The 22,670-nt window shown below is 69.1% G+C and carries 17 protein-coding genes and 1 riboswitch; of the genes, 11 read left to right on the top strand and 6 right to left on the bottom strand.

The features are described 5' to 3' along the window. The first annotated feature begins 147 nt into the window (after positions 1-147). The 9 genes from ACLJRL_RS30310 to ACLJRL_RS30270 all read left to right on the top strand — a co-directional run bounded on the left by ACLJRL_RS30310 (position 148) and on the right by ACLJRL_RS30270 (position 12,282). The gene (locus tag ACLJRL_RS30310; protein WP_410659738.1) at positions 148-990 is read left to right on the top strand and encodes a GH25 family lysozyme; all 843 of its coding nucleotides are present in this window, start codon (positions 148-150) and stop codon (positions 988-990) included. 229 nt (positions 991-1,219) lie between these two features. Next, positions 1,220-1,321, top strand: a riboswitch (glycine riboswitch). A gap of 43 nt (positions 1,322-1,364) precedes the next feature. Further along, positions 1,365-4,196: an aminomethyl-transferring glycine dehydrogenase gene (gene gcvP / locus ACLJRL_RS30305; protein ID WP_410659737.1), complete on the top strand. Its 2,832-nt coding sequence runs from the start codon at positions 1,365-1,367 to the stop codon at positions 4,194-4,196. Positions 4,197-4,204: 8 nt separating this feature from the next. Continuing rightward, positions 4,205-5,296 carry a glycine cleavage system aminomethyltransferase GcvT gene (gene gcvT / locus ACLJRL_RS30300; RefSeq protein WP_410659736.1) on the top strand — a complete coding sequence of 364 codons (1,092 nt, stop codon included), beginning with the start codon at positions 4,205-4,207 and terminating at the stop codon, positions 5,294-5,296. Positions 5,297-5,313: 17 nt separating this feature from the next. Further along, complete coding sequence (gene gcvH / locus ACLJRL_RS30295; RefSeq protein ID WP_410659735.1) at positions 5,314-5,691, top strand: glycine cleavage system protein GcvH; 378 nt, start codon at positions 5,314-5,316, stop codon at positions 5,689-5,691. Position 5,692: 1 nt separating this feature from the next. Further along, entirely contained in the window at positions 5,693-6,976 is a 1,284-nt protein-coding gene (gene glyA, locus ACLJRL_RS30290; RefSeq protein WP_410659734.1) for a serine hydroxymethyltransferase, read from the top strand. Then, positions 6,973-7,974 carry a lipoyl synthase gene (lipA, locus tag ACLJRL_RS30285; protein WP_410659733.1) on the top strand — a complete coding sequence of 334 codons (1,002 nt, stop codon included), beginning with the start codon at positions 6,973-6,975 and terminating at the stop codon, positions 7,972-7,974. Before glyA ends, lipA begins: the two co-directional genes overlap by 4 nt. 16 nt (positions 7,975-7,990) lie before the next feature. Continuing rightward, on the top strand, positions 7,991-9,364 hold the full coding sequence (locus ACLJRL_RS30280; RefSeq protein WP_410659732.1) for an L-serine ammonia-lyase: 1,374 nt from the start codon (positions 7,991-7,993) through the stop codon (positions 9,362-9,364). Positions 9,365-9,451: 87 nt separating this feature from the next. Further along, on the top strand, positions 9,452-10,174 hold the full coding sequence (locus ACLJRL_RS30275) for a FadR/GntR family transcriptional regulator (RefSeq protein ID WP_410659731.1): 723 nt from the start codon (positions 9,452-9,454) through the stop codon (positions 10,172-10,174). 158 nt (positions 10,175-10,332) lie between these two features. Further along, positions 10,333-12,282: a transglycosylase domain-containing protein gene (locus ACLJRL_RS30270; protein ID WP_410659730.1), complete on the top strand. Its 1,950-nt coding sequence runs from the start codon at positions 10,333-10,335 to the stop codon at positions 12,280-12,282. 235 nt (positions 12,283-12,517) lie between these two features. Here the strand turns inward: ACLJRL_RS30270 and ACLJRL_RS30265 are convergent, their stop codons facing one another. Both ACLJRL_RS30265 and ACLJRL_RS30260 read right to left on the bottom strand, forming a co-directional pair. Continuing rightward, entirely contained in the window at positions 12,518-13,174 is a 657-nt protein-coding gene (locus ACLJRL_RS30265; protein ID WP_410659729.1) for an O-methyltransferase, read from the bottom strand. Positions 13,175-13,222: 48 nt separating this feature from the next. Next, on the bottom strand, positions 13,223-14,050 hold the full coding sequence (locus ACLJRL_RS30260) for an ABC transporter ATP-binding protein (protein ID WP_410659728.1): 828 nt from the start codon (positions 14,048-14,050) through the stop codon (positions 13,223-13,225). 129 nt (positions 14,051-14,179) lie between these two features. Between ACLJRL_RS30260 and ACLJRL_RS30255 the strand changes: the two genes are divergently transcribed. Beyond that, complete coding sequence (locus tag ACLJRL_RS30255; protein ID WP_410659727.1) at positions 14,180-15,508, top strand: PLP-dependent aminotransferase family protein; 1,329 nt, start codon at positions 14,180-14,182, stop codon at positions 15,506-15,508. Positions 15,509-15,526: 18 nt separating this feature from the next. On the opposite strand, the gene ACLJRL_RS30250 is transcribed toward ACLJRL_RS30255, so the two are convergent. The 3 genes from ACLJRL_RS30250 to ACLJRL_RS30240 all read right to left on the bottom strand — a co-directional run bounded on the left by ACLJRL_RS30250 (position 15,527) and on the right by ACLJRL_RS30240 (position 19,697). Next, positions 15,527-17,317 (bottom strand): hypothetical protein, encoded by a 1,791-nt coding sequence (locus ACLJRL_RS30250; protein ID WP_410659726.1) that lies wholly within the window; start codon positions 17,315-17,317, stop codon positions 15,527-15,529. Positions 17,318-17,431: 114 nt separating this feature from the next. Beyond that, on the bottom strand, positions 17,432-19,405 hold the full coding sequence (locus tag ACLJRL_RS30245; RefSeq protein WP_410659725.1) for an SDR family oxidoreductase: 1,974 nt from the start codon (positions 19,403-19,405) through the stop codon (positions 17,432-17,434). A 58-nt stretch (positions 19,406-19,463) separates the two neighbouring features. Next, positions 19,464-19,697, bottom strand: a complete 234-nt coding sequence (locus tag ACLJRL_RS30240; RefSeq protein WP_410659724.1) for a hypothetical protein — start codon at positions 19,695-19,697, stop codon at positions 19,464-19,466. Positions 19,698-19,901: 204 nt separating this feature from the next. Between ACLJRL_RS30240 and ACLJRL_RS30235 the strand changes: the two genes are divergently transcribed. Beyond that, positions 19,902-21,125 carry an NAD(P)/FAD-dependent oxidoreductase gene (locus ACLJRL_RS30235; RefSeq protein ID WP_410659723.1) on the top strand — a complete coding sequence of 408 codons (1,224 nt, stop codon included), beginning with the start codon at positions 19,902-19,904 and terminating at the stop codon, positions 21,123-21,125. A 77-nt stretch (positions 21,126-21,202) separates the two neighbouring features. Here the strand turns inward: ACLJRL_RS30235 and ACLJRL_RS30230 are convergent, their stop codons facing one another. Further along, on the bottom strand, positions 21,203-22,447 hold the full coding sequence (locus ACLJRL_RS30230) for a Bcr/CflA family multidrug efflux MFS transporter (RefSeq protein WP_410659722.1): 1,245 nt from the start codon (positions 22,445-22,447) through the stop codon (positions 21,203-21,205). Positions 22,448-22,670 lie beyond the last annotated feature (223 nt).

The following is a 22,670-nucleotide window of genomic DNA, read 5'->3' as shown; positions in this document are numbered from 1 at the left end:
GTGACGGCCGTTACCGTGATAACGGCCAGGACCCGCCGTGTCTCGTCGAACCCGCGGAGTGCCGCGGCGCCGACGGAAGCCGGCCCGGAGGGAAGAACCAAGGTCCCGATCCCCCGGAGGTATCCGACCATGGCCACAGGACAAGGGGTGGACGTTCACCCCGTCTACCAGGCGGGCGCCAGCTTCCCCGGCGTCGAGTACGCCTGGGTCAAGATGACCGACGGCGGACGACGGTATTCCAGGACCGTCGGGAACGTCGTGTACACGGCCGACGAGCACGCGCGTCGTCTCCGCGACGCCAGGATCCCGTTCGGTGGCTACGACTACGCGCAGCCCGGCGACGGCGCCGCCGCCGCGCGGGGGCTCCTCGCCGAGTGCAACCGGCTCGGCGGGCTCGGCGTCACCCCGGCGACCGACATCGAGGACGACCCGAAGATCCACACCTGGAGCACCCGCGAGGCGGTCGATTTCGGCCGCGCGTTCTGCGCCGAGACGCGGCGGCAGGGCATCCGGCCGGCGGTCTACATGAACGCGTCGAAAATGCAGGCCTGCCGCCCCGACCTGTGGCCGGAGGACCCGGTGATCTGGGTCGCCCGGTTCGGCAACAAGCCGGAAGCGGGCGGCATGTACCAAGGCCGCTACGAGGTGCACCAGTACACGTCGAGCGGTTCCCTGCCCGGTTCGGCCGGGCTCGTGGATTGGAACCAGTCCTACAGCAACGCCCACCTCTATCCCCAGGAGGACGACATGCAGCTCACGGACACCCTCGCGACGTGGAACGGCTCGAGGATCACCGTCGAGAACGCCCTCGCCGGCGCGATCGGTCATGCCGAGTACATCGAAGGCCGGATGGCCGCGAACCAGGCTGCCCTGATGGCCGCGATCGCGGCGCTGTCGAACGACCCCGACATGACCGTCGACAAGATGCGGGAGATCGTCGACGACGCCGTGAAGCAGCACGTCGAGACCAAGGTCGGCCCGGTTCGGTGACGCCGAACGCCTGATCTCGTAAGCGCCGTCCGGGCACACCGAGTGTCCGGGCGGCCGGGACAAGTGACGTGATCGGCCAGAAGTAGACGCGTGCCGAACGGGCCGGGTACGGTGTGCGCACAACTACAGACAGGGCCGTTGAGCTGGAGCGGGAGAGCCCTCACGAACGTGGTGGGGCACCGAAGGAGCAAACTCCCCGGAATCTCTCAGGTATCCACTACCGCTTCCGCGAGGCCACTCTGGAAAGCAGGCGCTTCGAGGCGTCTCACCCAAGGTGAAAGCCACCGTTCGCGGTGGTGAAACTCTCAGGTGCCATGACAGAGGGGGAGTTCCCAGCGCACCGGTCTATCCGGCGCCTGACCAAAGGAGCTCCCTTGACCAGTACGCCCTTCGACGACCGGCACATCGGCCCTTCGGAGTCCGAGCAGGCCAAGATGCTCGCCGAGGTCGGTTACGGCAGCCTTGACGCCCTGGTTCAGGCGGCCGTCCCGTCCGCGATCCGGGTCACCCGCGACCTCGAACTCCCGCCCGCCGCGTCCGAAGAGGACGCCATCGCCGAACTCCGCGCGCTCGCCGCGCTCAACAAGCCGATGACGCAGATGATCGGCCTCGGCTTCCACGACACGGTCACCCCCGCGGTCATCCGCCGCAACGTGCTGGAGAACCCGGCCTGGTACACGGCGTACACGCCGTATCAGCCGGAGATCTCGCAGGGCCGTCTCGAAGCCCTCCTCAACTTCCAGACCATGGTCTCCGAACTGGCCGGTCTCGCCACCGCGAACGCCTCCCTGCTCGACGAGTCCACCGCGGTCGCCGAGGCCGTCATGCTGATGCGCCGCGCGTCGAAGGTGAAGTCGAACAAGGTCGTCCTCGACGCCGAATGTCTGCCGCAGACGATCGCCGTCGTGCGCACCCGCGCCGAGGCGATGGGCGTCGAGGTCGAGGTCCGCGACCTGCTCACCGGCCTGCCCGAGGACTTCTTCGGCGTCGTCGTCCAGTACCCGGGTGCCTCCGGTGTGCTGCGCGGCGCGGGCTTCTACTCCGCCATCTCCGAGACCGCGAAGGCCGCCGGCGCGCTGTACACCGTCGCCGCCGACCTGCTCGGCCTCACGCTGGTCACCGCTCCGGGTGAGTTCGGCGCGGACATCGCCGCCGGTTCCACCCAGCGCTTCGGCGTCCCGCTCGGCTACGGCGGCCCGCACGCCGGGTACATGGCCGTCCGCGCCGGGCTCGAGCGCTCGCTGCCGGGCCGCCTCGTCGGTGTCTCGGTCGACGCCGACGGCAACCCCGCGTACCGCCTCGCGCTGCAGACCCGTGAGCAGCACATCCGCCGCGAGAAGGCGACGTCGAACATCTGCACCGCGCAGGTCCTGCCCGCCGTGCTCGCCGCGATGTACGCGGTCTACCACGGTCCGGACGGCCTCAAGCGCATCGCGACCCGCGTCCACGAACTCGCCGCCGGCCTGGCGGACGCGCTGCGCTCCGGCGGCGTCGAGGTCGTCCACGAAGGCTTCTTCGACACCGTCCTCGCCCGCATGCCCGGCCAGGCCGAAGCGGTCGTCGCCGTCGCGCGCGAGAACGGGATCAACCTCGGCCCGGTCGACGCCGACCACGTCCGCATCGCCGTCGACGAGGTCACCACGCCCGCGATCATCACCAAGGTGCTGCGTGCCTTCGGGATCGACGCCGACGCGGGCCAGAGCGCGTCGCTGCCCGCCGGCCTGAACCGCGAGAGCGAGTACCTCACCCACGAGGTGTTCCACTCGCACCGCTCCGAGACCGCGATGCTGCGCTACCTGCGCAGCCTGTCCGATCTGGACTACGCGCTCGACCGCGGCATGATCCCGCTCGGCTCCTGCACGATGAAGCTCAACGCCACCACCGAGATGGAGCCGATCAGCTGGCGCGAGTTCGCGGGTATCCACCCGTTCGCCCCGGCCGAGGACGCCGAGGGCTACCACGTGCTGGTCGAGCAGCTTTCCGGCTGGCTCGCCGAAGTCACCGGCTACGACAAGGTGTCGCTGCAGCCGAACGCGGGCAGCCAGGGCGAACTCGCCGGCCTCCTCGCGATCCGCGCGTACCACCACGCGAACGGCCAGAAGGAGCGCGAGGTCTGCCTGATCCCGTCGTCGGCGCACGGCACGAACGCCGCTTCCGCCGTCATGGCGGGGATGCGCGTCGTCGTGGTCAAGTGCACCGACGAGGGCAACGTCGACCTCGACGACCTGCGCGCCAAGGTCGAGGCCCACCGCGACACGCTTTCCGCGATCATGGTCACCTATCCGTCCACGCACGGTGTCTACGAGCACGGCATCGACGAGCTGGCCAAGATCGTCCACGACGCGGGCGGTCAGGTCTACGTCGACGGCGCGAACCTCAACGCGCTGCTGGGCCTGGCCAAGCCGGGTGAGTTCGGCGGCGACGTCTCGCACCTGAACCTGCACAAGACCTTCTGCATCCCGCACGGTGGCGGCGGCCCCGGCGTCGGCCCGGTCGCGGTGCGCGCGCACCTCGCGCCGTACCTGCCGAACCACCCGCTGCTGGAGAAGGCCGGTCCGTCGACCGGCGTCGGCCCGATCAGCGCCGCCCCGTACGGCTCGGCGTCGATCCTGCCGATCTCGTGGGCGTACGTCCGCATGATGGGCGCCGGCGGGCTCACCGCCGCGACCCAGGTCGCCGTCCTCGCCGCGAACTACGTCGCGAAGCGGCTCAACCAGGCCTACCCGGTGCTCTATACCGGTCAGGACGGTCTGGTCGCGCACGAATGCATCCTCGACCTGCGCGGGCTCACCAAGGAGACCGGCGTCAGCGTGGACGACGTCGCGAAGCGCCTGATCGACTACGGCTTCCACGCCCCGACCATGTCCTTCCCGGTGGCGGGCACGCTGATGGTGGAGCCGACCGAATCCGAGGACCTCGGCGAGATCGACCGCTTCTGCGACGCGATGATCGCCATCCGCGCCGAGATCGACGCCGTCGCGCAGGGTCGCTGGGCCGCGGACAACAGCCCGCTGCGCAACGCCCCGCACACCGCGGAAACGCTGGTGGGCGACTGGGATCTGCCCTACGACCGCGAACTCGCGGTGTACCCCGCCGGAGTGAATCGCAAGGCCAAGTACTGGCCCCCGGTGCGCCGCATCGACGGTGCGCGCGGGGACCGTAACCTCGTCTGCTCCTGCCCGCCGCTCAACGCCTACGAGAACTGAGGCACTCGATGTCGAAAGAGACGTCCCTGCACGGAGTCCACAAAGGACTTGGTGCGTTGTTCACCGACTTCGCGGGCTGGTCGATGCCCGTGCGCTATACCAGCGAACTGGCGGAGCACAAGGCGGTTCGCGAGACGGCGGGGCTGTTCGACCTCTCGCATATGGCCGAGATCGAGGTGACCGGCCCGCAGGCCGCCGACGTCCTCGACTTCGCGCTGGTCGGCAACCTGTCCGGCGTCAAGCCGGGCCGGGCGCGCTACACGATGATCTGCGACGCCAGTGGCGGCGTGCTCGACGACCTGGTCGTCTACCGCCTCGCCGACGAGAAGTTCCTGGTCGTGGCCAACGCGGGCAACGCCGCCGTGGTCGCCGCGGCGCTGGCCGAGCGCGTCGCCGGGTTCGACGCGGTCGTCGACAACAAGTCCGAGGACGTCGCGCTGCTCGCCGTCCAGGGCCCGAAGGCCGTCGAGATCCTCGGCGCCGTCACCGACGCCGACCTCGGCGCACTCAAGTACTACGCGAGCGTCCCGGCCGTCGTGAAGGGACACGACGTCCTGCTGGCCCGCACCGGCTACACCGGCGAAGACGGCTTCGAGCTGTACGTCCCGGCCGGTGAGGCTCCCGCCGTCTGGCGCATCCTCACCGAGGCGGGCGAGCCGCACGGCCTGCTCCCGGCGGGTCTCGCCTGCCGCGACACCCTGCGTCTCGAAGCCGGAATGCCGTTGTACGGCAACGAACTCAGCCTCCAGCTGAGCCCGTTCGAGGCCGGCCTCGGCCGCGTCGTCAAGTTCGAGAAGCCCGCCGACTTCGTCGGCAAGGCCGCGCTCGAGGAACTGTCCAAAGCGGACGTTCCCCGCGTGCGTGTCGGTCTCAAGGGCGCGGGCCGCCGCGCGCCGCGCCACGGCTACACCGTGCTGGCCGGCGAGACCGAGGTCGGCGAGGTCACCAGTGGTGCCCTCTCGCCGACCCTGGGCTACCCGATCGCCATGGCCTATGTGGACCGGGAGCACAGCGAGCCCGGCACCGAGCTTTCCGTCGACATCCGGGGCCGCGTCGAGCCCGTCGAGGTCGTCGCCCTGCCCTTCTACTCCCGCGCCTGAAAGGCACTTGAACGACCATGAGCATCCCCCAGGACCTGAAGTACACGAAGGAACACGAGTGGCTGCGCGTCGTCGACGGTGTCGCCACCGTGGGCATCACCGCCTTCGCCGCCGAGTCGCTCGGCGACATCGTGTTCGTCCAGCTTCCCGCGGTCGGTGACACGGTCACCGCCGGCGAGGTGTTCGGCGAGGTCGAGTCGACCAAGTCGGTCAGCGAGCTGTACGCGCCCGTGGACGGCGAGGTCGTCGAGGTGAACGAGGCCACAACGGACACCCCCGAGGTCATCAACTCGGACTCCTACACCGAAGGATGGCTCCTGAAGGTGCGTCTGTCCGGTGACGTGCCCGCCCTGCTCGACGCCCAGGCTTATGCCGTGCTCACCCAGGAGAGCTGAAATGGGAGACACTTCTTTGTTCAACGCAGCCCTGTCCGAAGTGGACCCCGAGGTCGCCGTGGCCGTCGCCGCCGAACTCGACCGGCAGCAGTCGACCCTGGAAATGATCGCGTCGGAGAACTTCGCCCCGGTGGGCGTGCTCGAAGCGCAGGGTTCGGTGCTGACCAACAAGTACGCCGAGGGTTACCCCGGCCGCCGCTACTACGGCGGTTGTGAGCACGTCGACGTCATCGAGCAGCTGGCGATCGACCGCGCGAAGGCCCTGTTCGGCGCCGAGCACGCCAACGTCCAGCCGCACTCCGGCGCGCAGGCCAACGCCGCCGCCATGGTCGCCGTGCTCAACCCCGGCGACACGATCCTCGGTCTCGACCTCGCCCACGGCGGGCACCTGACGCACGGGATGCGGATCAACTTCTCGGGCAAGCTCTACAACGTCGTCGCCTACCATGTCGACAAAGAGACCGGCATCGTCGACGTCGAGGAGATCGAGCGCCTCGCCAAGGAGCACAAGCCGAAGCTGATCATCGCCGGCTGGTCGGCGTACCCGCGTCAGCTCGACTTCGCCGAGTTCCGCCGCATCGCCGATGAGGTCGGCGCGAAGGTCATGGTAGACATGGCGCACTTCGCCGGCCTTGTCGCCGCAGGACTGCACCCGAGCCCGGTGCCGTACGCGGACATCGTCACCACGACCACGCACAAGACCCTCGGCGGCCCGCGCGGCGGCATCATCCTGTGCCGTCAGGAACTCGCCAAGAAGATCAACTCGGCGGTGTTCCCCGGCCAGCAGGGCGGTCCGCTGGAGCACGTCATCGCCGCCAAGGCCGTCGCGCTGAAGGTCGCCGCGAGCCCCGAGTTCCGCGAGCGTCAGGAGCGCGTGCTCGAAGGCGCGAAGATCCTGGCCGACCGACTTTCCCGTACGGACTGCGCCGAGGCGGGCGTCCGCGTGCTGACCGGCGGCACCGACGTGCACCTGGTGCTCGTCGACCTGGTCAACTCCACTTTGGACGGTCAGCAGGCCGAAGACCGGCTGCACTCGGTCGGTATCACGGTCAACCGCAACGCCGTCCCGTTCGACCCGCGTCCGCCGATGATCACGTCGGGCCTGCGGATCGGCACCCCGGCGCTGGCCACCCGCGGCTTCGGCGCCGAGGACTTCACCGAGGTCGCCGACATCATCGCCGAGGCGCTGCGCCCCGACTTCGACGAGGCGCTGAGCCAGTCGCTGTCCGCCCGGGTCGAACTGCTGGCGAAGAAGCACCCGCTGTACGCGGACCTCAAGCGATGAGTGCCGTTCCCGAGGGGCGCAAACTTCTCCGTCTCGAAGTCCGCAACGCGCAGACTCCGATCGAGAAGAAGCCTCCGTGGATCAAGACGCGGGCGCGGATGGGTCCGGAGTTCACTGAGCTGAAGGGCTTGGTGAAGCGTGAAGGCCTCCATACTGTTTGTGAAGAGGCCGGTTGTCCCAACATTTATGAGTGCTGGGAAGACCGTGAGGCGACGTTCCTGATCGGCGGCGACCAGTGCACCCGTCGGTGTGACTTCTGCCAGATCGACACGGGCAAGCCGGCGGCGCTGGACACGACCGAGCCGCGCAAGGTGGCGGAGTCGGTGCAGGCCATGGGGCTGCGCTATTCCACGGTGACCGGTGTCGCGCGCGACGACCTGGAGGACGGTGGTGCGTGGCTGTATGCCGAAACCGTGCGTCAGATCCACGCGTTGAACCCGGGTACCGGTGTCGAGCTGTTGATCCCGGACTTCAACGCGGACCCGGATCAGCTGGCCGAGGTGTTCGGTTCGCGTCCTGAGGTGTTGGCGCACAATGTGGAGACGGTGCCGCGGATCTTCAAGCGGATCCGCCCTGGTTTCCGGTATGCGCGGTCGTTGGAGGTCATTACGCGGGCTCGTGAGGCCGGTTTGGTGACGAAGTCGAATCTGATCCTGGGTATGGGTGAGACTCCGGAGGAGGTGGCTCCGGCGATGAAGGATCTGGTCGACGCGGGTTGTGAGATCTTGACGATCACCCAGTACTTGCGGCCTTCGCCGCGGCATCATCCGGTGGACCGGTGGGTCAAGCCGGAGGAGTTCGTGGAGCACTCGAACGCTGCTGAGGCGATGGGTTTCGCCGGTGTGATGGCGGGGCCGCTGGTCCGGTCGTCGTACCGCGCGGGTCGTCTTTTCGCGCAGACGAAGGCTCACCGAGGCGAAGAGCTGTCGGAGAACCTGGCCCACCTCGTTTCCGAAGGCCCCGCAGCACAGGAAGCCAGCTCACTGCTGGCCAGATAGGAAGGAGGGCAGATCAATGGCGATCAGCGTCTTCGACCTGTTTTCGATCGGCATAGGCCCCTCCAGCTCTCATACGGTGGGTCCGATGCGTGCCGCACTGACCTTTGTGGACGGTCTGGCCGCCGACGGCGACCTGCCCGCCACGACCCGGGTCCAGTCCGAACTCTTCGGCTCACTGGGCGCGACCGGATTCGGGCACGGCAGTGACAAGGCCGTCATGCTCGGGCTTTCCGGCGAGCGTCCGGAGGAGATCGACACCGACACGGTGTCCGGCAAGGTCGCCGCGATCCGTGAATCGGCCCGGCTGCTGGTGCGGGGCGAGCACGAAATCGTGTTCGTCGAGGACACCGACCTGACGATGCACCGGCGGAAGTCGTTGCCGGCACACCCGAACGGCATGATCTTCCGCGCGTTCGACGCGGACGGGAAGGTGCTGCGCGAGCGGACGTACTACTCCGTCGGCGGCGGCTTCGTGCGCGACGAGTCCTACGAGACCGACACCGTCGTCGTCGAGGACGAGACGAAGCTGGAGTTCCCGTTCCGCACCGGCGCGGACCTGCTGAAGCACTGCGCGGACACCGGTCTGCCGATGAGCGAGATCATGCTGCGCAACGAACTTTCCTGGCGCACGCGCGAGGAGGTTCGCGAAGGCCTGCTGGAGATCTGGCAGGTCATGGTGGAATGCGTGCACAACGGCTGCGCGCACGAGGGCGTCCTGCCCGGCGGGCTGAAGGTGCCGCGACGGGCCAAGGCGCTGCACGAGAAGCTGCTCGCCGAAGACGGCGTCGGCGATCCGCTGTACGCCATGGACTGGGTGAGCCTGTACGCGCTGGCGGTCAACGAGGAGAACGCCGCGGGCGGCCGCGTCGTCACCGCGCCGACCAACGGCGCCGCCGGGATCATCCCCGCGGTCCTGCACTACTACCAGCGCTTCATCCGCGGGTCGTCCGACGACGGCATCGTGACGTTCATGCTCACCGCGGCCGCGATCGGCTCGATCCTCAAGCAGACGGGCTCGATCTCCGGGGCCGAGGTCGGCTGCCAGGGCGAGGTCGGATCGGCGAGCGCGATGGCCGCCGCCGGGATGACCGAGGTCCTCGGCGGGAGCCCTGCGCAGGTGGAGAACGCCGCCGAGATCGGCGTCGAGCACCACCTGGGGCTGACCTGCGACCCGGTCGGCGGGCTGGTGCAGATCCCGTGCATCGAGCGCAACGCCGTCGGCGCTTCGAAGGCGATCCACGCCGCGAGGATGGCGATGCGCGGCGACGGTTCGCACATCGTGACGCTGGACAAGGCGATCAAGACCATGCGGGAGACCGGCGCCGACATGAGCGTGAAGTACAAGGAGACCTCGCGCGGCGGCCTGGCCGTCAACGTCATCGAGTGCTGACCCCCGCGTTTCGTCCTCTGGTTGCGGTATATGCGTGTGCAAGTACCGCAACCAGAGGACGACTTGCGGGGCGCCTAAACTCGAAGGGTGGAGTCGAGCACGGTCGCGAACGCGGGTGACGCGCTGTTCCGCCCGGTGCGCGCGGGCAACGCCTTCGAGGAGACCGTCGAAAGGCTGCTTCAGGCGATCCGGCTCGGCGTGGTCGGCGCGGGCGAGCGGCTGCCCTCGGAGCGCGAACTCGCCGAACGGCTCGGCGTCAGCCGGGTGACGTTGCGCGAGGCGATCCGCGCTCTTTCCGACGCAGGGTACGTCGAATCCCGGCGCGGCCGCTACGGCGGCACGTTCGTCAACGAGGTCCTGCCCGCCCCTCCGGCCGCCGACGGGCGCAAGGTCGACAACGCCACCCTGGAGGACGCCCTCGGCCTGCGGCACGTCCTGGAGACCGGTGCCGCCGAGATGGCGGCGTCGCGTTCACTCAGCCCGGCCGACCGGCAGCACCTGACCAGCACGCTGGCGGAGGCCGCCGCGGCCGACCTCGGCGACTACCGGCGCAAGGATTCGCGGCTGCACCTGGCGATCGCCGAGGTCACCGCGTCCGGTTCGCTGACCACGGCGATGGCGGACGCGCGGATGCGGGTCAACCAGTTGCTGGACATGATCCCGCTGCTCGAACCGAACCTGGAGCACTCCAACGTCCAGCACGAGGCCATCGTCGACGCGATCCTCGCCGGCGACTCCGAAGCGGCCCGCCGCGCGATGGCCGAGCACGTCGAAGGCACCGCTTCGCTGCTTCGCGCCTTCCTCGCCTGACCCCGCCCCTTCGCGTTTCGTCCTCTAGTTGCGGTAGTTGGCGATACGAACTACCGCAACTAGAGGACTACTTGCGTGGGACGGGTTGCAGGAATCGGTGATTTTCCCACAACCTTTTCACTCGTTCGGGCGTCTCTCTGGGCGTGGAAAACAGTGGCGTGGAAAACCCGGATGACGGAACGGCACCCGAGTCGGAAACCACGGCCACCCCGGAGCCGGACCGCGGGAAACGCAGGTGGCGGCGGATACGCCGGATCGGCGCCTGGTCTCTCGGCCTCCTGATCGGCATCCCGGCGGTCGCGTTCGGCATCGCGTACGTCCTGCTCGACGTCCGCAGCCCCCAGGAAGTGCTCGCCGACCTCGACAAGACCGTCGTCCTGCAGAACACCGACGGCTCCGAACTGCTCAAGGTGGTCCCGCCCGGCGGTGACCGGCTGTTCGTCTCCTACGACAACATCCCGGCGAAGCTGCGCGACGCGATCGTCGCGACGGAGGACCCGACCTTCTGGGACAACGAGGGCTTCGACCTCACCGGGCTCGGCCGCGCGCTGGTGACCGGGGTCGGCGGCGGCTCGGGGATCACCCAGCAGTACATCAAGAAGTCGACCGGCAACGAGGACGCCACCCTCACCCGCAAGTTCTCCGAACTGGTGCTCGCCACGAAGATCACCCAGCAGCAGACCAAGAAGGAGATCTTCGAGAGCTACGTCAACATCATCTCCTTCGGCCGGGGCACCTACGGGCCTGCGTCGGCGATGAACGCCTACTTCGGTCGCAAGCTCGACGACTCGATGACCTGGAGCGAAGCGGCTTTCCTGGCCGGGATGATCCAGTCGCCGTCGGTGCACGACCCCTATGCCTCCACCCACCAGCACGCCATGAAGCGCTGGTCGTACGTGGTGAACAAGCTGGTCACCCGTGGTTACGTCGGCCAGGCCGAAGCGGTCACGATGACCTATCCGGAGGACGCGATCCAGGCGCCTTCGGAGACCAGGGCCGGCCGGGTCACCTACGAGAAGTACCACATCAAGCAGCAGGTACTCGCCGAACTCGAGCAGGCGGGCTTCCCGCTGGACCGGCTTCGCGGCGGCGCGATGAAGGTCGAGACGACCATCGACCCGCGCGCCCAGGCCGAGGCCGAGAAGGCGGTGAAGGAGCGGCTGCAGGGCCAGCCCGAGCACTTCCGGGCGGCGCTGGTCGCCGTCGAACCCGGGACGGGGGCGATCCGCGCCTACAACGGCGGCGGCTGGAGCGTGCACGACTACGCCGGAACCCCGTACGGCGCCGGATCGGCCTTCCATCCGTTCACCCTCGCCGCCGGGGTGAGGCAGGGAATCAGTGTGGACGAGCCGGTGAAGCTGCCGGAAGAGGTCGAGTTCCTCGGCGAGACCTTCAAGTTCGACGACGAATGCGGCGAAGCGGGCAGGTGCACGCTGCGCGAGGCGTTCGGGCGCGACGCTCAAGGCCCCTTCGTCGACCTGGCGAAGAAGCTCGGCGCGGACGCCGTCCGGAACGCGGCCCGGGCGGCCGGGATCCCGGAGGCCGTCGACGGCGCGGTGACCATGCGGGAGAAGGACGGCTTTCTGATCGGCCCGGGGATCGCGGTCGGCCGTTATCCGCTGCGGCCCAGCGACATGGCCGGCGCCTACGCGACCTTCGCGGCCGACGGGATGCGCGCCACCCCGCATCTGGTGTCGAAGATCCGGGACGAGCACGGCGAGATCGTCTGGGAACGGCCTTCGGACAAGGCACCCGCGTTCGACGACGACGAGGCGTTGAGCCGCCGGATCGCCGGCACGATCAACCGCGTGCTGATCACCGGGCTGAAGGACCGCCCGGCGGCGCTGAAGACCGGCGACTTCCGCTTCCAGGACACCGGGGACAACGCCGGCGGCTGGGCCGTCGGGTACACGCCGCAGCTGTCGACGGCGGTGTGGGTCGGGCCGGACGAACCGCGCCGGATGCGCGACGCGGCGGGCGAGAAGCTGACCGGCAAGACGATCCCGGCCGACCTGTGGCAGCGCTTCATGTCGGGCTTCCACCAGGGACTGCCGGTGCGGTGGCCGGAACCCGCCGACCCGCAGATGGTTCCGGCACCGCCTCGGTGACGTTAAGCCTGGGGCTGGTGTGGTTGGGAAGGCCTGGGCGGGTCGACGTCGATGGACGTCACCCGTGATCAGACGTCGATCTCGCGTGATCAGACGGCGATCTCACCCGGGCCGGGTTCTGTCGCGTGTTACGTGTCCAATCACGCATGATCGCCACCTGGACACGGGTGATCGCCGTCCAGTCACGCATGTCGTCCCTCGGATCACGCGAAACCAGGGGATCTTCGGGTGCCCATCAGGACTTCACCAGCGCGATCGTCAGACCGTCGTAGCCCTTCTTCCCGACCGTCTGGAACGCCGTCGCGTCGACGCGCGGTTCGGTGGCGATCACCTCGTGCAGCCGCCGGATCCCCTGGACGTTCGGATCGTCGCTGGCCGCGTTGGCCACCGCACCACCGCGGACGACGTTGTCGATGATGATCACGCCGCCGGGCCGGGTGAGCTTCAGCGACGCCTCGAAGTAGGCCGGGGTGTTGACCTTGTCGGCGTCGATGAACGCGAGGTCGATCGGGCCTTCGACACCCGGCAGCAGGTCCAGCGCCTCACCGACGCGGATGTCGACCAGCCCGCCGAGCCCGGCGGAGTCGATGTTGGCGCGGGCGACCTCGGCGTGTTTCGGATCGAACTCGAGCGTGACGAGCCGTCCCTGCGGCGGCAGGGCGCGGGCCAGCCAGATCGTGCTGTAGCCGCCGAGCGTGCCGAACTCCAGAATGGAATGCGCGCCGATCATCCTGGCCAGCAGGTTGAGCAGCTTCCCCTGGTTCGGCGCGACGGCGATCTGCGGCAGCCCGGCCTCGTCCGAGGCGAGCAGCGCGGCTTCGAGGGCGGGATCGGACGGGACGAGCACCCCGGCGAGGTAGTCGTCCACTTCGGACCACAATTCCTGTGTCATGGCACCTCCCTCGCCAACCTAGCGGCCTTCGCGGCCGCGCGGGGAGGCTCAGGCGGCGCGGCGTCCGGCCTTCGGGATCACCAGCGGGGTCCCGGTTTCGGGGCAGGGCATGACCCGGCACGGCAGCTCGAAGATCTTCTCGACGTTCGTGGCCGTGACGACCTCTTCGGGTGAGCCGGTCGCCAGGACCTCTCCGTCCCGCATCGCGATCATGTGGGTCGCGTAGCGCGCGGCGTGGTTGAGGTCGTGCAGCACCGCGACCAGCGTCCGGCCCTGTTCCTCGTGCAGTTGCGCGCACAGGTCGAGGATGTCCATCTGGTGCGCGATGTCCAGATAGGTCGTCGGCTCGTCGAGCAGCAGCAGATCGGTCTCCTGCGCGAGTGCCATCGCCATCCAGACGCGCTGGCGCTGGCCGCCGGAGAGTTCGTCGACGAGCCGTTCCGCGAGGTCGTCGACACCGGTGGCGCGCATGGACTCGGCGACCACGGTGGCGTCCTCACGGGACCATTGGCGCAGCAGGCGCTGGTGCGGGTACCGGCCGCGAGCGACGAGGTCGGCGACGGTGATGCCGTCCGGCGCGAGGGAACTCTGCGGCAGCAGACCGAGCCGGCGCGCGACCTCCTTGGCGGGGAAGGAGGTGATCACCTGGCCGTCGAGGTACACCGAACCCGTGCGGGGCTTGAGCATCCGCGCGAGCGCGCGCAGCAGCGTGGTCTTGCCGCAGGCGTTCGGGCCGACGATGACGGTGAACGACTGGTCGGGGATGACCACCCCGAGGTCTTCGGCCACGGTGCGGCCGTCGTAGGCGAGCGTCAGCGCTTCCGCGTGCAGGCGGGACGTCGTGCTCTGCTCGGTGAGGGTATCCACGGTCTCCACGCAGGTTAGGCTAACCTAGGGACCCGCCGTTGTGGTGTTCCGTAGGTCGCAGTCGTCTCACGACGCCCGTCGATGACATCATGCTCAGTGCAATGTCCTGAGCGGTCTCGGTGCTATCGAAGGTGAGACATGGAGGACTACCGGATCGTCGCGGACGAGATCGCCGCGGACGTCGAAGCGGGCAGGCTCCGGCCGGGTGACCGGTTGCCGCCGCAGCGGCGGTTCGCCCGCGAGCGCGGGATCGCGAACTCGACCGCCGCCAGGGTCTACGGCGAACTCGTGCGCAGGGGAGTCGTGGTCGGCGAGGTCGGCCGGGGCACGTTCATCCGCGCGGCGAAACCACCGCTGGAGACCGCGCTCGCCGAACCGGGCGGGGCGATGATCGACCTCGAACTCAACTTCGCCGTCCTTCCGGAACAGTCCGCGCTCGTCGGGAAGGCGCTGGAGCCGCTGTTGCGCGACGACGTCCTGACGGCGGCCCTGCGACCGGGGAGCGTGTCCGGCTCGAAGCAGGCCCGGGACGCCGTCACCGGGCTGCTCGCGAGGGACGGTTGGACGCCTGAAGTTCTCTTCGCGGGAAGCGGCAGGGAAGCCATCGCGGCCGCCATCGCCGCCTTCGTGCCGATGGGGGAACGGCTCGCCGTCGAAGCCATCACGTATCCCGTGGTCAAGGCGCTCGCCGGACGGCTCGGCGTGCAGTTGGTGCCCGTCGAGACCGACGACGTCGGCCTTATCCCCGAAGCGCTCGAAGCCGCTCACGCCGCGGCGCCCGTGCGCGCGCTGTACGTCCAGCCGACGCTGCACAATCCGCTGGGGTCCACAATGGACGACGAGCGGCGGGCGAAGCTGGCGGAAACCGTGCGCCGCATGGACATCCCGGTGATCGAGGACGGGATCTACACTTTTCTGCGGCCGGAGATCCGTCCGTTCGCGACGTTCGCGCCGGAACGCACGGTGTTCGCGGACAGCATGTCCAAACGGCTCGCGCCCGGTCTGACCACCGGATTCCTGGCCGTGCCGCCGGAATGGTCGGCGCGGCTGGCGGCGTCGGTGCGGTCGGGCGGCTGGGTCGCGCCCCGGTTCGCGCTCGAGGCCGCCACCCGGTGGATCACCGGCGGCACGCTGGAAACCGTCGAACGGGCGAAACGGCTCGACGCTGCGGAACGCCAACGGGTGACGGCCGCCCGGCTGGCCGGGTTCACGCTGCGCGCGGACCCGCGGGCCTACCACTGCTGGTGGGAACTGCCGGAGCAGTGGCGGGCCGAAACCTTCGTCGCCGCGGCCGCGCGGCGGGGGATCGCGGTCACGCCCGCGGCCGCGTTCGCCGTCGTCCCCGGGCACGCTCCCAACGCGGTGCGGCTGGCCGTGTCTTCGCCGCCGCTGGAGACGCTTTCGGCCGCTTTGGACGTCCTCGCCGGACTTGCCGCCGGCCGCCCCGAAGACGCGGGCGTCGACTGACTCCCCGCAATTAGTCCTCTAGTTGCGGTACTTGCCGATGAAGCTTCCGCAGGTGACGGTCTGCCCGGTCAGCCGTGACTGGAGCGCCTTCTCCAACCCCAGGTAGTCGAAGATCGGCGTCTCCGGCGTGACCTGCGCGGGAACGGGCCCGCCCTTGGTCAGCGTCGGCATGCTCACGGTCTGGAACAGCACCAGGTAATCGCCGTCGCGGTTGAGGTCGTCCGCGGCCGCGAGCATCCGTTGTGGAGCGTCGGCGACGATCTCCAGCGGCAGCGGCCATTCCAGCGGGAACGGGTTGCGCAGGCCGAAAGCGGGATAGGCGAACGGGTTGTCGGGCAGGACCGCCGTGCGTCCCGCCGGGAACCGCGTGACACAGTCCTGGATCTGGGAGATATAGGCGAAGGTGCCGGGATTCGTCCGGATCCCGCTCAGCGACGGCGTCACCGTGCCGAGGTCGCCGGTCAGCTTTTCGTGCGCCATGTCGAGATAGGCGGCCTTGTCGTGGTGCGCGACCACGGCCCAGCCCGACGCCAGCACCGCGACCAGGCCCATCGCCGTCGCACCGGTCAGCCGCAGGCGGCGAGGCGGTTCCGGTACCGGCGGCAGCGCGTCCGCCAGCAGCAGGAGCGCGGTCAGCGCGAGTGTCCCGGTGAACAGCGTCGGGGTGTCGTTCCCCCACGACAGGCTGGTCATGAACCCGGTCGCGAACACCAGCGCGCCCATCCGGTGGAAGCGCCGCGTCGCCACCCAGTTCACCAGCAGCGCGACGCCGAGGATCCACCAGAGGACGTCCGCCCAGCGGGACGCGCCGGTGAAACGCCCGTCGACGACGGTGCCGACCACCACCGCGACACCGGCCAGGAGCAGCAGCCGAGCGAAGATCGCGCCCGCGAACCCGGTCCGTTCGCGGAAGATCCCGATCAAGGCCAGAAGCGCACCGGCGATGGCGAAGAAGGCCAGTCCCCGCACCGGAGGCCGCGTGAGCGCTTCGGGATTCCCCAGCCACAGACCGAGAAGCCGTTCGCCATAGGCAGGCAGTCCACCGGTGAGCTGTTCGGCCATCACGCCGAGCCCGCCGTCGAACGCGACGATTCCGATGTAGAGGATGAGAAAGGCGTTGAGCGCCAGCAGATCCCCCGCCAGCCTGCCCCACCAGTGGCCGGTGCGGAACGCGCCTTCCCGCATCGAAGGGTGCAGCAGCAGCCAAAGCAGCGCGATCAGCGGCGCCGGCGCGAAGCTCTGCTTGACGAACACCGCGGCGCCCAGCAGGACGAGCCCGAGCCACCGGGGCCACGCCTTGCCTTTGCGCAGCCCGGAATCCAGCGCCCAGGCGCCGCAGGCGGTCAGGAAGATCCCGTCGATGGTGTGCCACGCCATCAGCGGGAACGCGTTGAGGTTCAGCAGCGACGCGGCCGCGGTGAGCCCGGTGAGCCCCGGCCCCCAGTCACGGACGCGGCGCCGGGTGACCAGCACGGTGAACGCGATGGTCGCCAGGATGATCTCGAGCATGGTGAGCACGCTGGAGACGAAGAAGAGCGGCCCCGGCAGCACGAAGTCGACGACGTGCAGGAACGCCGAACCCAGTGGCCGCGCGGAGATGATGTCGGTGTGCGGGACTTCTCCGTGCAGCACCCGCCACGCCTGGGCGAGGATGAAACCCTGGTCCGAGGGGTGGAAACCGAAGCGTCCCACGCGGAGTTCGGTGCCGATCGCGAGGGCGAGCACCCAGGCCGCGTGCAGGCAGAGCCTCAGCGCTGTCCGGGGCGGCCGTACCAGTGCGGTCGACAGCGGGGGACTGGCGACGTCCACACTGCCCCTTCCCGGTCGTCCGAGTACCTCGGCCCGTGCTCGCCGACCCCGGCGTTCCGGAAACCGATGGTAGCGGCCGGGGTCATCCCCCGATCGAGCCCGGCCGCGGGGACGTCAGGGACGGCGGCGCCAGACCAGCTTGGTGACCGCGCCCGCCACGGAGGCCAGCGGAGCCTTCCGGGGCAGGCCACGGGTTTCCGGCGCGGACTCCGGCATCGCCCGGTAGGCGAGGTGGGCGAAGAACCGCACCGTCTTGGGTGCGACGAGCGTCACCAGTTCGGCGGCCTTGCCTTCGGGCAGATTGAGGATCTCCGGCCGTTCCTCGAGTGCCTTCACCACGAGACGGGCGGCGCGTTCGGGCGAACTCGCCGGCAGGCCGCGGTAGGACCCGGTGGGCGCGATCATGTCGGTACGCACCAGGGGCATCCGCACCGAGGTGAAGGTGATGCCGTCGGAAAGCGTTTCCCGTCCGGCGGTCAGCCCGAACTCCTCCAGCGCGGCCTTCGAGGCCAGGTAAGCGGAAAACCGGGGCGTGTCGGTCTGCAGCCCTTGCGTCGTCACGTTGACGACGTGGCCGAATCCGCGTTCCGTCATCGACGGCAGCAGCCCGAGGATCAGCCGCACGGGACCGAAGTAGTTGATCGCCATCGTGCGCTCGAAGTCGTGGAACCGTTCGGTGGACAGCGAAAGCGAGCGGCGGATCGAGCGGCCCGCGTTGTTGACCAGCATGTCGACGGCGCCGTGCGCGGCGAGCACGTCCTTGACCAGAGCGTCGACCGCGTCGCCGTCGGTGAGATCGCAGGGGTAGGTGGAGGCCTTGCCGCCGGCCGCGACGATCTGCTCGCGGACCTCTTCGAGTTCGTCGACTCGCCTGGCCACGAGGATCACTTCGCCGCCCTTCGCGGCGATGGCCAGCGCCGACGCGCGCCCGATGCCGGAAGACGCGCCGGTGATCAGCACCTTGCGGCCGCTCAACGGTTCCGGACCCGGGCGACGGCGGCCGCGGTCGGGATCCAGGTGTTCGAGCCAGTACCGGTACAGCGGACCGGCGTACTCCTTCAACGGCGGCAAGGTGATCCCGCTGCCTTCGAGCGCGGCGGTGGTCGCGCTCGTGTCGAAGTCGACGTCCATGCTCAGATGCGGCAGGACTTCGAGCGGGATGCCGAGTTCCTTCAGCACCGCCGCGCGTGCCGAACGGCCGCCCGGAACGCGGTCGAGCCCCGCCGCCGCGGACTTCGCCAGACGGGTCCCGGCGCGTTTGAGCGCTCCGGACGGCCGGGCGGGGAGCACGGCGGAGATCTTCGGCGCGCCCGCGGCCCGCGCGAAGGCGTTGTAGACCTCGTGCAGCGGCTGGGGGCGTGGCGACGCGAGGTGGTAGGTGCTGCCGCTCGGGGCGTCGGCGTGCATGAGGTGCTCGAGCGCTTCGACGACGTAGTCGACCGGGACCAGGTTCGTCGCGCCGAGATCAGGGGCGGCCAGCGGGAAACGGCGAGGCAGCGCGGAGAGGCGCGAGATCGCGGGGAGGAAGTAGTACGGGCCGTCGATCTTGTCCATCTCGCCGGTGCGCGAATCGCCGGCGACGGCGGACGGCCGGTACACCCGGTACGGCGTCTTCCCGTGCCGTCGCACGAGCTTCTCGGCCTCGAACTTCGTCGCGTGGTACGGCGAAGCGAAGCTCTGGCCGAGGTCGAAATCGGCCTCGGTGAAGCGTCCGGCGTACTCGCCGGCCACCGCGATCGAGGAGACGTGGTGGAAGATCCCGGCCTTCGCGGCGGCCGCGAACTCCAGGACGTTGCGGGTGCCGTCGACGTTGGCCGACCTGTTCGCGGCTTCGTCCGCGGTGAGGTCGTAGATCGCGCCGAGGTGCACGACGTGGTCGAGGTGTCCCACCTTGGCCGGGTCGACGCCCAGCGTGGGTTCGGTCAGGTCGCCGGTGACGGGAACGAGCTTTTCGTGGCTCGGGAGCTTCCCGCGTGAGGTCTCCCTCACCAGTACATGGACGGCTACGGTCTCAGGTCGCCGCAGTAGGCGCGCGACCAGGCGTTTTCCCAGGAAACCCGTCGCGCCCGTCACGAAGTAGGTGGTCATGGCCTGCTCCTTTCGAACGGAGCCGACTCTACCTACTCAGAAGTAGGAACGGTAGTTGTCATTCATGGTGATCCGGATGCTGGGCCACCGCGACCACGGCGTCGCGGAGCGCGGCACGCAAGCGCCCCACGTCCAGCGGCCCGAGTACGGCGGCCTCTCCGGGCGGTGCCACGAGCACGATCTTGTCGCTGCTCACGAACACCGTCACGTCCCTGCGCCTGCCTGCCAGGTCCCGGCAGCCGACCGACCATTCGTCCCGGGGTGCCAAGGTCCTCATCCTTCCAGTGCTCATGATCTCCCTTTCTCGTCCGTGGCTGGGACGGGGCGGTTTCGGCGGCGTGACGCGGGTTACCCGACATTCCTACTGATGGGTTAACCGTCCACGCGGTTCGTGATCATTTACGACGTCCACTGGGCCGGACGGGCAATCCGGCTCTGGGCGAGGCGACCCGAACGGGAGTAGCGTCCGCGAAGAGAAGCCGCTTGGGAGGCCGTGATGTCCGAACCCAGGAAGATCGTCATCGTCGGTGCTGGTCTGGCGGGCGCGACGGCCGCCGGGACGCTGCGAGAGCGCGGCTACGAGGGCGAGATCCTGCTGCTCGGCACCGACACTCACCGTCCGTATGAATTGCCGCCGTTGTCCAAAGGTCTTCTGCTGGGCAAGGCCGAGGAACCCGATTGGGTGCACGACGAGGGTTTCTACGAAGAGAAGAACATCGAACACAAACGTGGGGCGACCGCGACCAGGATCGAACTCGGTACGCGGCTCGTGCTCGACGACGTCGGTGGTGAGCACCGCTTCGACCGGCTGGTCCTCGCCACCGGATCCCAGCCGCGTCCGCTCCCGGTGCCCGGCGGTGACCTGCCCGGGCTGCGGACCTTGCGCACTCTCGACGACGCGTTGGCCTTACGTTCGGCGTTCAAGGACGCCGAACGGGTGGTGATCGTCGGGGCCGGGTGGATCGGTTCCGAAGCCGCGGCGGCCGCCAGGGAACACGGCGCCGAGGTGACCGTGGTCGACCAGGTCGGTTCACCGCTGCTGGCCGTGCTCGGCGAGCAGGTGTCCGGGGTGTTCAAGGACCTCCACACGCAGCACGGCGTGAACTGGCGGCTGAAGGAAGGGGTCGCCGGATTCACCGGTGAGCCCGATGGGGTGACCGGGGTCCGCCTGAAGAGTGGCGAAGAACTTCCCGCGGACGTCGTGCTGGTGGCCGTCGGCGCCGCCCCGCGGGTCGACCTCGCCCACGCCGCCGGGCTGGAACTGTCCGACGACGGCGGTGTCTGCGCCGACGCCGGTCTGCGGACCGCCGCGCCCGACGTCTACGCGATCGGCGATATCGCCGCGCATTTCCATCCCCGCTACGGAAAACGCGTCCGCGTCGAACACTGGGCAGGCGCGAAGTGGCAAGGCGAACACGTGGCAGGGAACCTGCTCGGGGAGAACGAGCCGTACCTGAAGAGCCCGTATTTCTTCTCCGACCAGTACGACCTCGGCTGCGAATACCGCGGCCTGGCCGACCCCGAACGCGACGAACTCGTCGTCCGGGGCGATCTCGCGGCCCGCGACTTCACCGCGTTCTGGCTGCGCGACGGTCAGGTGACCGCCGCGATGAACGTCAACCAGTGGGACGACGGGGACGCGCTCAAGGCGCTCGTCGACGGGCGGGCCACGGTGACCGCGGATCAGCTGAGGACCGCGGAACTCAAGACGCTTGGGTGACGGCCCCCGGACGCTATGAACGACTCGTTACTTGCAAAATTTGCAAGTAACGAGTCGTTCATAGCGTCCCGCAGCGGCTACGCCTCCTGAGCGACCACGAGGCGCGGCGGGCGTGTGAGCGTGGCGAAAGCCAGCAGCGCCAGTACGCCGAAGGCCGCCATCGTGATCCCCATCGGCACTGCGGTGCCCGCGCCACCGAGCCCGACCAGCGGCGTCGCGAGACCGCCGACGACGAACTGCAGCACGCCGAGCAGCGCCGACGCCGAACCGGCGGAGCGCGCCTGCTCGGACAGGGCGAGCGAGCTCGCGTTCGGTGCCACCATGCCGATGCTCGACACCAGGATGAACAGCGGGATCAGCAGCCCGACCAGGCTCAGGTCCATCGCCGCGGCCGCCAGCACGCCGAAACCGGCCACGGCCGCGACGACCAGGCCGATGGTGAGCAGCTTCCGTTCCGGAAAGCGGCCGACGATCCGGCCGTTGAGCTGGCCGACGAGCACGATGCCGATGCCGTTGAGGCCGAAGACCAGGCTGTAGTCCTGCGGGCTGAGCCCGTAGACGCCCTGCAGGGCGAAGGACGAACCGGAGATGTAGGCGAACAGGCTGCCGAACATCAGCCCGGAAGCCAGCGCGTAGCCGAGGAAACGGCGGTCGGCGAGCAGGCTCGCGTAGGTCCGCAGCACCGAGCCGAGCCGCGCCGGCGTGCGGCGTTCCTCGGGCAGGGGCTCAGGGAGCAGGAAGAACACGACGGTGAGCAGGATCGCGCCGAACGCGGTCAGGCAGACGAACACCCCGCGCCACGACGTCCAGTTCAGGATCTGGCCGCCGATGATCGGCGCCAGGATCGGGGCGAGCCCGTTGACCAGCATGAGCAGCGAGAAGAACTTCGTCATCGCGGTGCCGGAGTAGAGGTCGCGCACGGTCGCCCTGGCGATCACGATCCCGGCGGCGGCGCCGAAGGCCTGGACGCCGCGGGCGGCGATGAGCAGGTCGGCGCTAGGGGCGAGGGCGCACAGGATCGATCCGACGATGTAGAGCGCGAGGCCGGCCACGAGGGGCTTGCGGCGGCCGATCGCGTCCGAAAGAGGTCCGAGGACGAGCTGCCCGAGCGCGAGGCCGATGATGAAGGCGCTCAGCGTGAGCTGGACGGTCGCGTCCGCCGCGTGCAGTTCGCCCGCCATCTGCGGCAGTGCGGGCAGGTACATGTCGATCGACAGGGGCCCGAAGGCGGACAAGCAGCCGAGAATCAAAACGAACCGGGCGCGTCCGGTCATGGTCGGTCGCGTGAGAGGTTCTTCCACTCGCTCGGGCGCGATGGTCATGCTCTTCCTTCCCCAGGCTAAGTGGTCACCATCGGAAGTCCTCCGGGGGTCTCGACGGCCCAGGTTCCCGCTGGACGCACGGCCGCAAGGCCCGAGTACAACCCGGTACGAGGACCTCGCGGCCGCACGCCCAGCGGAAACCTGGATCCGCCGACTACCCTCGAAGGCCTTCCGATGGCAACCACTGAGTGTTCCGCGAAGAACAACTTGCTTAGAGTAGGTA

This window comes from Amycolatopsis sp. lyj-112, assembly GCF_046549055.1.
Classification (GTDB): domain Bacteria; phylum Actinomycetota; class Actinomycetes; order Mycobacteriales; family Pseudonocardiaceae; genus Amycolatopsis.
The sequence above is the reverse complement of the archived record's forward strand: the minus strand, read 5'-3'. Positions and strand labels throughout refer to the sequence as shown.